This window comes from Nocardiopsis sp. JB363, assembly GCF_900143625.1.
GTDB lineage: Bacteria > Actinomycetota > Actinomycetes > Streptosporangiales > Streptosporangiaceae > Nocardiopsis.
Genome location: NZ_FRFF01000002.1, coordinates 22,134 through 34,691 on the forward strand (window position 1 = coordinate 22,134; position 12,558 = coordinate 34,691).

At 69.1% G+C, this 12,558-nt stretch carries 14 protein-coding genes; 5 read left to right on the forward strand and 9 right to left on the reverse strand.

Annotated features, from left to right (window positions below; genetic code table 11):
* Window positions 1-37: 37 nt before the first annotated feature.
* Together BQ8420_RS00335 and BQ8420_RS00340 are read right to left on the reverse strand one after the other, a co-directional pair.
* Window positions 38-697: a peptidoglycan-binding protein gene (locus BQ8420_RS00335; protein WP_087095771.1), complete on the reverse strand. Its 660-nt coding sequence runs from the start codon at window positions 695-697 to the stop codon at window positions 38-40.
* A gap of 294 nt (window positions 698-991) precedes the next feature.
* Complete coding sequence (locus BQ8420_RS00340; RefSeq protein ID WP_087095772.1) at window positions 992-1,846, reverse strand: trypsin-like serine protease; 855 nt, start codon at window positions 1,844-1,846, stop codon at window positions 992-994.
* Between the two features lie 192 nt (window positions 1,847-2,038).
* Between BQ8420_RS00340 and BQ8420_RS00345 the strand changes: the two genes are divergently transcribed.
* Window positions 2,039-2,872: an AraC family transcriptional regulator gene (locus BQ8420_RS00345; RefSeq protein ID WP_087095813.1), complete on the forward strand. Its 834-nt coding sequence runs from the start codon at window positions 2,039-2,041 to the stop codon at window positions 2,870-2,872.
* Here BQ8420_RS00345 and BQ8420_RS00350 read toward each other — a convergent pair.
* The 3 genes from BQ8420_RS00350 to BQ8420_RS00360 all read right to left on the reverse strand — a co-directional run bounded on the left by BQ8420_RS00350 (window position 2,847) and on the right by BQ8420_RS00360 (window position 5,225).
* Window positions 2,847-3,278: a DUF2000 domain-containing protein gene (locus BQ8420_RS00350; RefSeq protein ID WP_087095773.1), complete on the reverse strand. Its 432-nt coding sequence runs from the start codon at window positions 3,276-3,278 to the stop codon at window positions 2,847-2,849. The genes BQ8420_RS00345 and BQ8420_RS00350 overlap by 26 nt on opposite strands.
* A gap of 119 nt (window positions 3,279-3,397) precedes the next feature.
* On the reverse strand, window positions 3,398-4,021 hold the full coding sequence (locus BQ8420_RS00355; RefSeq protein ID WP_087095774.1) for a TetR/AcrR family transcriptional regulator: 624 nt from the start codon (window positions 4,019-4,021) through the stop codon (window positions 3,398-3,400).
* A 40-nt stretch (window positions 4,022-4,061) separates the two neighbouring features.
* Entirely contained in the window at window positions 4,062-5,225 is a 1,164-nt protein-coding gene (locus tag BQ8420_RS00360) for an acyl-CoA dehydrogenase family protein (RefSeq protein ID WP_087095775.1), read from the reverse strand.
* Between the two features lie 105 nt (window positions 5,226-5,330).
* On the opposite strand from BQ8420_RS00360, the gene BQ8420_RS00365 reads away from it, so the two are divergent.
* Window positions 5,331-6,149, forward strand: coding sequence for a TIGR03084 family metal-binding protein (locus BQ8420_RS00365; RefSeq protein ID WP_087095776.1), 819 nt, complete (start codon window positions 5,331-5,333; stop codon window positions 6,147-6,149).
* Between the two features lie 32 nt (window positions 6,150-6,181).
* Here the strand turns inward: BQ8420_RS00365 and BQ8420_RS00370 are convergent, their stop codons facing one another.
* The 3 genes from BQ8420_RS00370 to BQ8420_RS00380 form a co-directional block, all read right to left on the reverse strand.
* A complete protein-coding gene (locus BQ8420_RS00370) occupies window positions 6,182-7,336 on the reverse strand; it encodes a hypothetical protein (RefSeq protein ID WP_087095814.1) in 1,155 nt (384 codons plus the stop codon).
* A gap of 67 nt (window positions 7,337-7,403) precedes the next feature.
* Window positions 7,404-8,603, reverse strand: a complete 1,200-nt coding sequence (locus BQ8420_RS00375) for a DUF418 domain-containing protein (protein WP_087095777.1) — start codon at window positions 8,601-8,603, stop codon at window positions 7,404-7,406.
* Between the two features lies 1 nt (window position 8,604).
* On the reverse strand, window positions 8,605-9,270 hold the full coding sequence (locus BQ8420_RS00380) for a TetR/AcrR family transcriptional regulator (RefSeq protein ID WP_087095778.1): 666 nt from the start codon (window positions 9,268-9,270) through the stop codon (window positions 8,605-8,607).
* 107 nt (window positions 9,271-9,377) lie between these two features.
* Here BQ8420_RS00380 and BQ8420_RS00385 point away from each other — a divergent pair, with 107 nt between their 5' ends.
* The 3 genes from BQ8420_RS00385 (at window position 9,378) to BQ8420_RS00395 (ending at window position 11,950) form a co-directional block, all read left to right on the forward strand.
* The gene (locus BQ8420_RS00385; RefSeq protein WP_087095779.1) at window positions 9,378-10,676 is read left to right on the forward strand and encodes an NAD(P)/FAD-dependent oxidoreductase; all 1,299 of its coding nucleotides are present in this window, start codon (window positions 9,378-9,380) and stop codon (window positions 10,674-10,676) included.
* A gap of 160 nt (window positions 10,677-10,836) precedes the next feature.
* Entirely contained in the window at window positions 10,837-11,631 is a 795-nt protein-coding gene (gene thiD / locus BQ8420_RS00390) for a bifunctional hydroxymethylpyrimidine kinase/phosphomethylpyrimidine kinase (RefSeq protein ID WP_087095780.1), read from the forward strand.
* A gap of 121 nt (window positions 11,632-11,752) precedes the next feature.
* Window positions 11,753-11,950 (forward strand): CsbD family protein, encoded by a 198-nt coding sequence (locus tag BQ8420_RS00395; protein WP_087095781.1) that lies wholly within the window; start codon window positions 11,753-11,755, stop codon window positions 11,948-11,950.
* A gap of 59 nt (window positions 11,951-12,009) precedes the next feature.
* Here BQ8420_RS00395 and BQ8420_RS00400 read toward each other — a convergent pair whose 3' ends face one another.
* Window positions 12,010-12,537 (reverse strand): MarR family winged helix-turn-helix transcriptional regulator, encoded by a 528-nt coding sequence (locus BQ8420_RS00400; protein WP_087095782.1) that lies wholly within the window; start codon window positions 12,535-12,537, stop codon window positions 12,010-12,012.
* Window positions 12,538-12,558 lie beyond the last annotated feature (21 nt).

Consider the following 12,558-nt stretch of genomic DNA (forward strand, 5'->3'; position numbering starts at 1 on the left):
TCCCCACGGCGGGTGGGGAGCCCACGTTCGATGAGTGTCACTCGACGTCGGCCGAGACCAGGGCACGCCAGGTGACCTCACCGGTCAGCCCGTCGACGCAGGCCGCCTCGCTGACGCTCACCTGGTCGCACACCTGGTCGGACTGGAACCGGGTCACGTTCAGCTTGGTGATCTCGCCGTACTGCCCGTCCAGCTGGGTCGAATCCAGGTACCCGTGGTCGATGAGCATGGATTGCAGGGCGTAGACGCCGGGACCGCTGTCACCCGTGTCGTAATAGTCACGGCTGTTCCCGGGCCCCCACGAGACGCCGTCCTGGAACTGGATGTCGGAGAAGTGCTGCCACATCTCCTCCTTGAGTTCCCCGTGCTCACCGAGGTCCTTGTCGTCCTGGTAGCCGAGCAGGACCTCCTCGATCTCCGGGTTCCAGGTGTTGGTCGAGTCCTGGTCCCAGTACGGGTCACCGCTCGGGTCGGGCTGGGCGTGCAGGAGGGTCGTCGCCACCCAGATGTTGTTGTGCGTCTCGCCGTCGGCCGGGTACTCGGGCCAGGGCCGCTCCATGATCTCGGGAGCGTCGGCGGGGGCGATCGGTTCGTCGTCGGCCAGGGCCGTGGAGGCGGTGAGCGTGCCACCTCCGATGAACGCGGCGGTCAGCAGGGCCACGCCGGAGATCTTCGTGAACTTGGAAATGCCACCCATGGACTGTTCCCCCAAATACGTCGTACGGTCCGGGTTCACGTGGTGGGACGCCCTGCCCCGCCGCTCTCGTTGACCTGCGGTTCCGTACTGACCGTTTCCGGACGATGCCGGCGGACACGTCAACCCGTGACGGTCGAACGTGTCCGTGCGCGCCCGCGCCCGCCGCCCGCCGCGCGGCCTCGGAGCCGACCCGACCGGCCCTGTTCCGTCAGTCGCCGCCGCATGGACTGGTGTCGGTCGTGGTCGGTCCGTTGGTCGCCCGGACGATCTTCGGCCTACGCTGAGTCCCGCCCCTCAGGAGGTGGTCACCGGTTCTCCGGCCCGGCGCGCCTCGGGGGCATGGGCACCGGTCGAGATGGTCTCGGTGATCCAGTCGCCGTGGGCGACCGGGTCGGTCAGCACCATCGGGCCCACGCAGGACGGGTCGACGTCGAAGTCACCGTCACCGCTGACCACGCCCGCGAGTTCCCAGTCGCCCTCCTCGCCCCGCACGACCGGGCCGCCGGAGTCGGAGATGCACATCTGGGCCTCCTCGGTGGGGTGCTCCGAACACAGGTCACCGTCCTCGTCCATGTCCGCGCACCGGTCGGGTTCGATGACCTCGGTGTCCAGCTGTTGGAGGACGGTGGGCTTCTCCTCCTCACCGAATTCGTCGACCATGCCCCAGCCCAGTCCTCGCACCGGTGTGCCGGGGGCGGCCGACTCGGCGGCGATGTCGATGGGGGTCTCGTCGACCGGAGCGTCCAACCGGAGCAGGGCCATGTCGTTGTGCAGCAGGTACTGCGAGATGGGGTAGTCGGGGTCGTCGCTCACGTCTTCGACCTCGTACTCGGGGTGCAGGACGGTCTCGCTCACCTCGCGCTCGCTGCCGCCACTGCCACGGTCGGTGCTGCCGACCCGCACCGCGATGTTCTCGGCATCGGTGCAGTGCCCCGCCGTCAACACCCATTCTGCGTCCACCAGCGCACCACCGCAGTAGTGCTCGCCCTGATCGTTGTAGAGCGCCGTCATGAAGGGGTACTCCTCGGTCGCGTCCGTTCCACCGATGACGGCGTTGGCCGGGGCACTCAGGGCGATCGCTGCGAGCAGGGCTCCCGCACCGACCGTACCGACACGCGTCCTGATCCGCTTCTCTCGGCTGTGGCTCATTTCTCGACCCTTCGGCGTTGATGTCACTTCATTCGCTGTGACAACAAAATTACGGACGGGAACCGGCCGAAACATCGACCGCGGGAACGAGAACGCACACCTACGAAGGTCGGACCGAAAACCGGACCAGGGGCTACGGAAGGCCCCGTCCGTCGCCGATCGGACCGGCCTCCGTCATCTAAGATGCGGACCATGGACGGCCTCGCCGACACGGTGGCCCTCCGGCCGGGGGTCGAGGGCGTCACCGAGGTGTTCCACACCCACATGCGCCGACACGCCTACCCGATGCACACGCACCGGTCCTGGACGCTGCTCATCATCGACGCCGGTACGGTCCGCTACGACCTGGGGCGACACGAGCACGGGGCGTTGGACCGGACGGTCACCCTGTTGCCGCCGGACGTCCCGCACAACGGCACCCCGATGACCGAGCAGGGGCTGCGCAAACGGGTGCTGTACCTGGAGCCCGAACAGATCGACCCCGGGCTCGTGGGACGGTCGGTGGACCACCCCATGTTCGACGACCTCCTGTTGCGGAACCGCATCCACCTCCTGCACGGGGCGCTGCTGCGGCCCGGTGACGAACTGGAGGCGGAGAGTCGATTGGCCCTGGTCCGCGAACGGTTGCGCCTGCACCTGGCCGATTCCGTGGGTCCCGCGCCGCGTCCCGACGACCCCGGGTTGGCCGACGCACTGCGCGACCTCCTCGACGCTCGAACGGTGCCGGGGCTGACCCTGGCCGAAGCCTCGGCGTCGTTGTACGCCCACCCCACCCACCTGGCACGGGTGTTCACCCGCCGGTTCGGCATGCCCCCGCATCGCTACCTGGTGGGTCGGCGGGTGGACCTGGCCCGCCGGTTGTTGCTCGACGGGATGGCGCCCAAGGACGTCGCGGCGACCGCGGGGTTTCACGATCAGGCCCACCTGAACCGGCACTTCACGCGGGTGTTGGGTCTGCCACCGGGACGCTACGCGCGGGCCCGCCGGCCGTCCGGGACGCTCAGCCGTGCATCCGGGCGCCCTTGACGATCTTGTCCACCCCGTTCCTCGGTCCGTGCACGGCCATTCCCACCAGGTCGAGGTCGCTCGCCGGCACCGCTCGCACCGCGGCCCGGTTGTCGTCGTCGTGGCCGGTGCCGAACAGGTCCGAGGTGAACACCGAGAGTTCCACAGCCCGATTCAGGGCGCGGGCGTGGGCCTTGGTGATGGTCTCCTTGTCGGCCTCGAAGACCAGGAGCGGTTGGCGGAACATCGGCAGGTACCCGTTGCCATCGGCGTCCTCATAGGGTCGCCCGATCAGTTCGGGGACCCGGGTGCCGAGCCCGCTGACCAGGAAGGCGGTGACGTTGAGCCGCTGCCAGACGGCCAGGTCGTCACGGAGCAGGACGGCGATCTTGGTGTCGAAGCGCACGGGCTTCTCTGTGGTCTCCATGAGGAGATCCTCGCCCCGCACCGGCCCGCGGGTCTTGTACGTTCCGCACCGGTCCAGGTTCCGCTCAGGGAACCACGGGGGTTACCGGTTCGGGTCCGGAGAGGGTTCTGCACAGGCCTCTAAAAAGCACTGTCGAGGCCGATCCCCCGCGCCCACAGCCGGGTGGCGGTCTCCACCACCACGTCGGGGTCGTGGTCCTCGCCGTACAGGAACAGCATGCGGGCGGTGTGCTCCACCATGCCGCCGAGCATGCTCGCGGTGGCGGGCACGTCGATGTCGGTGGAGGCCAGCCCCTCCTCTTGGAGCCGTCGTGTGCCCGTGACGATCCGTTCGACGAACAGACCGCGGATCTCCAGGAAGAGGCTGCGGAACTCCGGGTGTCGCGGTGAGATCTGCTCGATGACCTGCATGATCCGCGCGTTGTCCCGGTAGGCCGCCAGGAACCGTTCGGTGGCGTGGCGGATCCGGTCGACCGGTTCGGTGCCGGTCGGCGCCGCCGATCGGGCGGCGTCGAACATCTCCCCCGCCACCCCCTTGGCGACCTCGTGGAAGACCGTCTCCTTGGAGTCGAAGTAGGTGTAGAAGCTCCCGTAGGCGACGCCGGCCCGCCCGGTGATCTGGGCGATCCGAGTGTCCTCGAACCCCTGTTCCTCGAAGACCTCCCGGGCCGCCTGCACGAGGACGCCCCGTTTACGGCGGCCGCGTTCGGTGGGCGGTCGTCCGGCCCGAGTCCTGGTTCGCACTGGTCGTCCCCGTCCCTTCGCTCCCCACGAGTCGGTCCGGTCACCTCAAGGGGAGGAACTTCGCGATGACCTCGTTCATGATCTCGTAGGTGCCGCCGCCGATGCTGAAAACCCTCGCGTCGCGGTAGTGCCGCTCCACCTCGGTCCCGCGCATGAACCCCATGCCGCCGTGCAGCTGAACGGCGTTGTCGACCACGTGGTCCATGGCCTCGGTGGCGGTGTTCTTGGCCATCGCCACCTCGGCGATGAGGGGTTCCCCGTCCTGGAGCCGTTCGGCGACGCGACGCACGTAGTTGGTGGCGACCTCGGTGCGGCGGTGCATCTCCACCAGGCGGTGGCGCAGGACCTGGCGTTTGGAGAGCGGGCCGCCGAAGGCCTCGCGTTCGCGCACCCACGCGACGGACAGGTCCACACAACGCCGCGCCACCGCGCAGGCCTGCACGGACATCGCGATCCGTTCGCTCGCGAACTGGTCCATGATCTGGAAGAAGCCCCGGTCGACCCGGCCCACCAGGTGATCGGCGGGGACCCTCACGTCCACCAGCGAGAGTTCGGCGGTGTCGGAGGAGCGCCAGCCCATCTTGTCGAGCCTGCGGGTGGCGGTGAAGCCGGGGGTGCCGCGGTCCACGACGAACAGGGAGATGCCCTCGTGCCCGGTGTCGGAGGTGCGGGCCGCCACGGTCACGAAGTCGGCCCGGTAGCCGGAGGTGATGAAGGTCTTGGCCCCGTCGAGCACCCATTCGTCGCCGTCGCGGACCGCCCGGGTGCGCAGGTGGGCGACGTCGGATCCGGCGTCCGGTTCGGTGATGGCGAGGGCGCACACGCGTTCGCCCGCCAAGGTGGGGCGGACATAGTCGCGCACCAGGTGTTCACGGCCGTCGGCGACCAGGGCGGGCAACGCGATGCCGTGGGTGAACAGGGAGGCCAGCACCCCGGTGGGCACCCCGTTCAGGACGGCCTCCTCGGACACGACGAGCTGGTCGATCATCTCGCCCTCGCCGCCCACCGACTCCGGTGTGCCGAGTCCGAGCAGCCCGATCCTGGCGGCGGCCCGGTGCAGCTCGCGCGGGAGTTCGCCCTCGTCCTCCCACCGTTCCACGTGCGGCAGGATCTCCTTGGCCGCGAAGGTACGGACGGTCTCGCGCAGCGCGGCGCGCTCGGGTGTGTTCCATCGGTCGGTCCCGTGGGCCTCGGTCGTGTTCATCTCGCACCCTCTCCCCGGAGAGATCCACTTCACATTTTGTTATGGTGCACAGAACATGACACGTTGGTCAACTCTGTTGGCCGACCGCCCCCTGGAGGAGTTCCCGTGGTCGACACGCACGCCCTCGTCGAAGACCTGCGCGCCGAACAGGAGGGACTCGCCGCGCTCCTGGCGGGGATCGACCCCGCCGACTGGGCGAGGCCCACGCCCGCTCCCGGGTGGACCATCACCGACCAGGTGGCGCACCTGGCGTTCTTCGACGGGGCCGCGCTCACCGCCCTGACCGACCCGGCGGGTTTCGACCGGCTTCTGACCGGTGCCATGGCGGACCCGGACGGGTTCGTGGACACGGCGTCGGCGCCGCTGGCGGCGCTCGGCCCCGCCGACCTGTCGGTGGAGTGGCGACGGGTCTCGTCGGCGTTGCGGAAGGCCTTGGTCGAGGCACCCGCGGGGACCCGCGTGCCCTGGTTCGGGCCGCCGATGAGTGTGGCGTCCAAGGCCACGGCGCGGCTGATGGAGACCTGGGCGCACGGTCAGGACGTCGTCGACGCCCTCGGGGCGGTGCGCGAGCCCACCGACCGGCTCCGGCACGTCGCCCATCTCGCGCTGCGGGTGCGTTCCTACAGTTACCTCGCCCGCGGCCTCACCGCCCCGGAGAGCCCGGTGCGGGTGGAGTTGACCGCGCCCGGCGGCGGGCTCTGGCGGTTGGGTCCCGACGAGGCCGAGGACGTCGTCAGCGGGGACGCGCTGGAGTTCTGTCTGGTACTGACCCGCCGCAGGCACGTCGCCGACACCGATCTGAGAACACGGGGCGCGGCGGCCGAGGAGTGGCTGCGTGTCGGACAGACATACGCGGGCGGACCGGGTGAGGGGCGTCGGCCGGGACAGTTCCCGAAGCGTGCCGACACCCCTCGATCAAGTTGACCGAACCATCAGGTTCGTTCCACGGGGACCGGTCAGTTCAGCGACCGTAGGAGGGGGATGAAGTCCTCGTCCTCGGAGTACACGCCCGCCCTCTGGGTCTGCTCGTCGAGTTCGACCCGGACCTCCACCAGGCGGGGGCGACCGCCGGCGGCCGATTCCGGCCGCCACCAGTACAGCTTGTCGCTGATGGGCTTGTCGGTGTCGGCGGTGAAGCGCGCGGCCAGGTCCTGGAGGGTGCTCATCGCGCCGAGCGGATTGTCGCTCTCGCCCAGGACGTGCGCCATCACCACGGGCGGAGACGGGAACACCACGAGTGCCCCGTATCGGGCCTCTCCCAGGTGACGGGCGAGGACATGCAGGTGGGAGCCGACGTAGAAGCCGTTGTCGCTGCCGATGTGCACGATGGGGGTGCCCAGGGCGTCCATGCGGGCGACCTCGACCGGTTCGCTCAGGGCGCCTTCGATGGCCCGGTCGAAGGCCTGCTCCGCGCTCAGGCCGAGCCTTTCGAGGTCACCCGGGTTCAGCGGCCGGATGGTGTCGGGGAGGTCGAGGACCACGACCTCCGCCACCCCGGGGACCAGCGGCCGGGCCACGATCTGTGCCAGCACGCCCTCGGGGAAGGACGACTCCGGATAGAGGCGGGTGCGCAGCCTCCCCTCGGGGGTGACGGGCGTTCCCATGTCCGAGACCTGGTTCTCCAGGGCCGCGGCGAACTCGACCGCCTTCTCCACGGCGTGCTCCTCGTCCAACCCTTCGAGCAGGGGGAGGAGACCGCCCACGTCCTTCCTTATCGTGCCCCCGTCCGGCAGTGTCAGCAGGAGGGAGTCGGGGAAGTCGAACTGGGCCTTCAGCCCGCGTGAACCCACCGCGGCCAGCATGGCAAGTCGGGCCAGGTCCGTGGACAGGGGCGGATAGTGGGTGCCGAAGGCGATGCCTCGCGAGCGCAGCTGCCGCATCATGCCGAACACGATCTGCTCGGCGAACTCCGGGTGTTGCTCCTCCGGGTACTGGAACACCTGGGCGACGGTGTCCGCGTAGTCGATGTCGAAGGAGTCGCGGCCCTGGTCGTTCGGTGGCAGTGGGAGACGCATCCCGGTGGGTGGGAACGCCTGGATCTCGACGCCGTACCGGGCGTAGGTGGAGGCCAAGAGGTTCAGGAAGGCCGCTTGGGGATTCGTGTCGGGCATATGGGGTTGGATGCCCGCCACACGACCGTGGTTCACCTCGATCCGCCCTTCCTGTCGACGTTCTCGTTCAGCGCGCACGGGACAGCACCCGCTTCTGCAGGGCCTCCATCGGTCCATGATCGTATCGGCGCTGCCAGAGGGTCGAGGCGACCAACAGCAACAGGGACACCCCGAACCACAGGCCCAGGACCCACCATGGCCCGGTACCGGCCACCCGCTCCGCCAGCCCGAGGCCGAAGCCATAGCAGAGGACCATCAGGATGACGTTCTGCGCCAGGTATCCGGTCATCGCCATCCGGCCGAGCGCGCTCATCGAAGTCGCCACCGGCCCGTCTCCCCCGACACGGTCCAGCAGCCGACCCACCAGGCCGATCAGGCCCAGGGCCACCAACGGGGCGACCACGTAGCGATCCACCAGGAACCAGTCCGGGCCGGCCAGGGAGGCGATCAGGGTCAGCGGCACCCCCAGGCCCATGCCCCAGCCCAACAGCCGGGACCGGATCCGCCGTCCCGTCGGGTCCGCTCCGAAGGCGCCGGCCCGGAACAGACGAACGCCCACCAGGAACATGAACACCATCATCGCGAAGGTGATGATCGCTTCCGCCCGCAGGGACACGACGTTGTCCAGGCGGAAGGCGATCTGGTCGATGTAGGAGCCGTGCGCGTAGAGGTCGACCCACTCCCTCGGTACCCCCTCGTCCGACGTGGGAAGGAGGACCAGGGCGGTGGTCAACAGTCCCATCACGGCCAGATGCACCGCCAAGGACAACCACATCACCGTGTCGCGGAACCTCTCCGACCGGGTGAGCAGCCACGCCACCAGCAGGGATACCAGCGCGTACCCCATGAGCACGTCCGCGGCGAAGACCAGGGTGAAGTGCACCGCGCCCTCGACGAAGAGGAAGAGCGCCCGCCACTTGTAGGGCCCTGGCCACCGCGTGCCCCTCTTGGCAGCCGAACCGAACTGGATGGCCAGTCCCACGCCGAACAACAGGGTGAGCAGGGCCAGGAACTTGCCGTTGGCGGCCGCTCGGAAGAGCCCCTCCGCGAAGGTGCCCGCCGATGGGTTCTCCAGGAAGGCGGACATCGGCCCCAGCTCGCCGTTACCGGCGAGCATCACGGACTCACCGCCCGGAGCGGTGAACAGCCACACGTTGGTGGCCAGCGTGCCCAGGATGGCCACCCCGCGCAGGACGTCGATCAGGGGCAGTCGTCCGCTCGTACGTGCTGTGTTCCGGGACTCCGTGGCCCCCGTGACACGGGTCATGTCAGGACTCCTTCGCGTCGACGCCGTCGTCTCCGTCGGCGCCCTCGGCGGTCTCGTCGGTATCAGCCGTCTCGGTGACGCCGAAGAGCCGGTCGATGTGGCGCCGGAGCATGAGCCGGGCTCCGGTGTCGTCGTAGAGGTCCGGGTTGGTCAGCTGGTGGATGGTCAGGCCGTCCACCAGCGCGTAGAGGGCTCGGGCCTCCGGTCCGGGCTCCAGCCCCTCGATCAGTTCACCCGTCTTCCCCGCCCCGGTGAGCACCTGTTCGAAGCCCGACACGACCTGGCCCGTGGCGTAGGCGTGCAGCTCGGCCATCTCGGGATCGGTGATGGTGGCGGGCAGGAACTCCAGCCAGACGGTGAGTTCCAGGCGTCGTTCCTCGTCCAGGGGCAGAAGGGTCAGCGCCAGCCTCTGAAGGAGGTCGCGCAGCGGGGGATCCAGCTCCACCTCCCGGAATCGCTCCTCACTGCGCCGGTACATGTGTTCGATCCCGAACCGGAGTAGAGCGCTCTTGCTCCGGAAGTAGCGCTGGACCAGGCCGACCGAGGCACCGAGTTCGTCGGCGACGTCGGCCAGCGTGGTCTTGGCCAGGCCCTTGCGGGCAACGGTGCGCAGCAGGGCTTCGGCGACCTGCCGCTTTCTCTCGTCGTGGTCGGCGGTGCGTGGCATATAAAAATATTACGGGCATATTTTTATGAGCGCAAGCCCGAACCCTGGATAATGCCGGGGTGGCGTACCCGCCGGGGGTGCGACCTCGGCGAGGCGCGGGAGGCGGCATGAAGGCGGACGTTCCACGGGCGGGTGATCACGCATCGCGCCCGCCGAGCCGCAGATCCGTACTGCTGGGCGGGGGTGTACTGCTGGGCGGCGCGCTCCTGCCGGCCGGTGACACCGCCCGGCGCCGGGAACGGTGGGACGTGGTCGTGGTGGGCGCCGGGGTGACCGGTCTGTCGGCGGCGCGCAACCTCGTCGACCACGGTCTGTCCGTGGTGGTCCTGGAGGCCAAGGACCGGATCGGCGGCCAATTGCACACCGACCACGACTTCACCTCCGTGCCGGTGGAACTGGGCGCGGGCCTGATCCACGGACGGGAGGCCTACACCTGGGAACTGGTGAAGGAGGCCCGGGCCGAGACCGTCCGCGTGCGCCACGGGTCCGGGAGCCATCGACCGTTGGAGACCCCCGAACCACCGAACGTGATCGAGGACGCCGCCGCGTACCTGCGCCGCATGGGTGTGCCGGAGGAGCGGTGGCCGCCGGTGTCCCTCGACAACGAACCGCTGCACCGGTGGAGCGCGCTGTGGATGAGCGGGTCCGGCCTGTTCGACTGGTGGTCGGCGCCCCGAGAGAACTTCCGGGTGGTGGGCGGCTACGACCGGATCCTGCCGCCCCTCGTCTATGACCTGGACGTTCGGCTCTCGCACGCGGTACGCCGGGTGCGCTGGTCGGGCGGGGGCGTGGACGTGTTCGCGGAGAACCCCCGGGGGACGTTGGAGGTGCGCGCCGATCGCTGTGTGGTCGCGCTGCCGATCGGGGTGCTGAAGGAGGGGGACGTGGTCTTCGACCCCGCCTTGCCGGGCGCGTACCGCGACGCGGTGGAGTCACTGGACCGGACCGACGCCCTCAAGCTCGTGTACGAGTTCGATCGGGCGGTCTTCCCCGAGGACGAGGACGTACTCGGTTGGGACGAGGACTCGGGGTTCGTCTTCTGGTGTCTGTCCCGGAAGGACCCGGAGGTCGTGGTCGCATGGTCGGCCGGGGAGAACGCTCGACGTCTGCTGGACCTGGGGATCGAGGAGCGGTTCGCCGCCGGAATCGCGGCGCTGTCGGAATCGTTGGGGGAGGAAGTGCCCGAACCCGTCGCGCGGACCACGCACGACTGGGCGGCCGACGAGTTCAGCCGGGGCGCGTACCTGTACGTCCCGCCCGGCGCGCACGACGCCCCGCCCACGCTGGCCGCTCCGTTGGAGGGCGCGCTGTACTTCGCGGGTGAGCCGACCACAGGGGAGAACACCGTGGAGGGCGCCTACGCGAGCGGGTACGACAGCACCGACCGGCTCCTCACCGAACGGTGAGGCAGTGGTCGCCGACTAGACTTTTCAGGATGACCGCACTACGACGGACATCCGATATGCCGGATATGACCAGCTGTGGTGCAATATTCAGAGGGTTCGTGACCCGTCAGGGCCCCGACACCGCGCAACCGCACAACGAGCAGAGGGAGGTTGGCATCCGATGACCAACCGCGCGTACGTGATCGCAGGGTCGGAGGCCACCGGTGGCGCCGGCATCCAGGCCGACCTCAAGGCCTTCCAGGAACTGGGCGTCTACGGCGTCGGAACGATCACCTGCATCGTCTCCTTCGACCCGAAGAACGGCTGGGGCCACCGATTCGTACCGGTCGACCCGGGTGTCATCACCGACCAGATCGAGGCCGCCACCAGCTGCCACGACCTGGACGTCGTGAAGATCGGCATGCTCGGCACCCCCGACACCATCGATGTCGTCTCCGAGGCGCTCCAGCGTCAGACCTGGCGGCACGTGGTCCTGGACCCCGTCCTCATCTGCAAGGGGCAGGAGCCGGGCGCGGCCCTGGACACCGACAAGGCCCTGACCGCGCAGATCCTGCCGCTGGCCACCGTCATCACCCCGAACCACTTCGAGGCCCGCACCCTCTCCGGCATGGAGAGCCTGGAGACCGTCGACGACCTGATCGAGGCGGCCCGTCGCATCCACGAGCTCGGCCCGAAGCACGTGGTCGTCAAGGGCGGTACGGAGCTGCCCGGGCCCGACGCGGTCGACGTCTACTTCGACGGCGAAGAGGCCACCGTGCTGAGCGGACCGAAGATCGGTGAGGAGCGCGTGAGCGGCGCCGGCTGCACCTTCGCGGCCGCGATCACCGCCGAACTGGCCAAGGGCGCGGCCGTCGGTGACGCCGTCCGCACCGCCAAGACGATGGTCCGCGGCGGCATCGAGCAGCGGCTGTCCACGCACGCCCCCTTCGCCTCGGTCGTGCCCATCGCCCCCTGATCTCCCACGGAGTGTCCTCCCTCACTTCCGACCGCTCCCGACACATCCGTTGCCCGCGACATGATTGCCACGCGCTCGGATCGGACAGGGGTACAAGTGGAACCGATCGAAGGAGGCCACCGTGTCGGAGAGCGACAAGGCCGGGAACAAGTTCGACGAGGTCAAGGGCAAGGCCAAGGAGAATCTCGGCAAGGCCACCGACAACGATCAGTGGAAGGCCGAGGGTAAGACCGAGCAGAGCAAGTCCAAGCTCAAGCAGGCCGGCGAGAAGGTCAAGGACGCCCTGTCCCCGGACGACAAGCCCAAGGGCGGCCGATAGCCCGAATACCAACGCTGGGGAGGTCCCGACGGGGCCTCCCCTTCGTCATGCCCTGTTCGTCATGTCCGGGTCCGGAGGTGCTCCTCTTCGGGGGCGCCGTCGCCGAGGGAGAGCAGCAGTTTGCGCAGCAGCTGGACGAGCTGTCCCTTTTCGCCCGGGTCGAGCCCCTCCAGCAGACCGGCCTGATTGGCCACGTGGTCCTCCACCACCCGATCGACCATCGCGAACCCCTCTTCGGTGAGGCCGACCAGGACGCGGCGACGGTTGTCGGGGTCGACCTCCCGGTGCACCAGGCCGCGTTTGACCAGGCGGTCCACCCGGTTGGTCATGGCGGAGGAACCCACCATGGTCATCCGCACCAGGTCCTTGGCGCTGAGCCGGTGGTGCGGCGCACCGGACCGTCTCAGGGTGGCGAGCACGTCGAACTCCCATCGCTCCAGGCCGTGCCCGGCCAGGTGATCGCCGACCCCCCGGTTCAGGAGCTGATGCAGGCGGTTCATCCGGCCGAGGATCGCCATCGAAGAGACGTCGAGGTCGGGGCGTTCCCGGTTCCACTGGGCGAGGTAGAGGTCGACGGCGTCGTTCATGCCGCGATCATAACGGTGCCC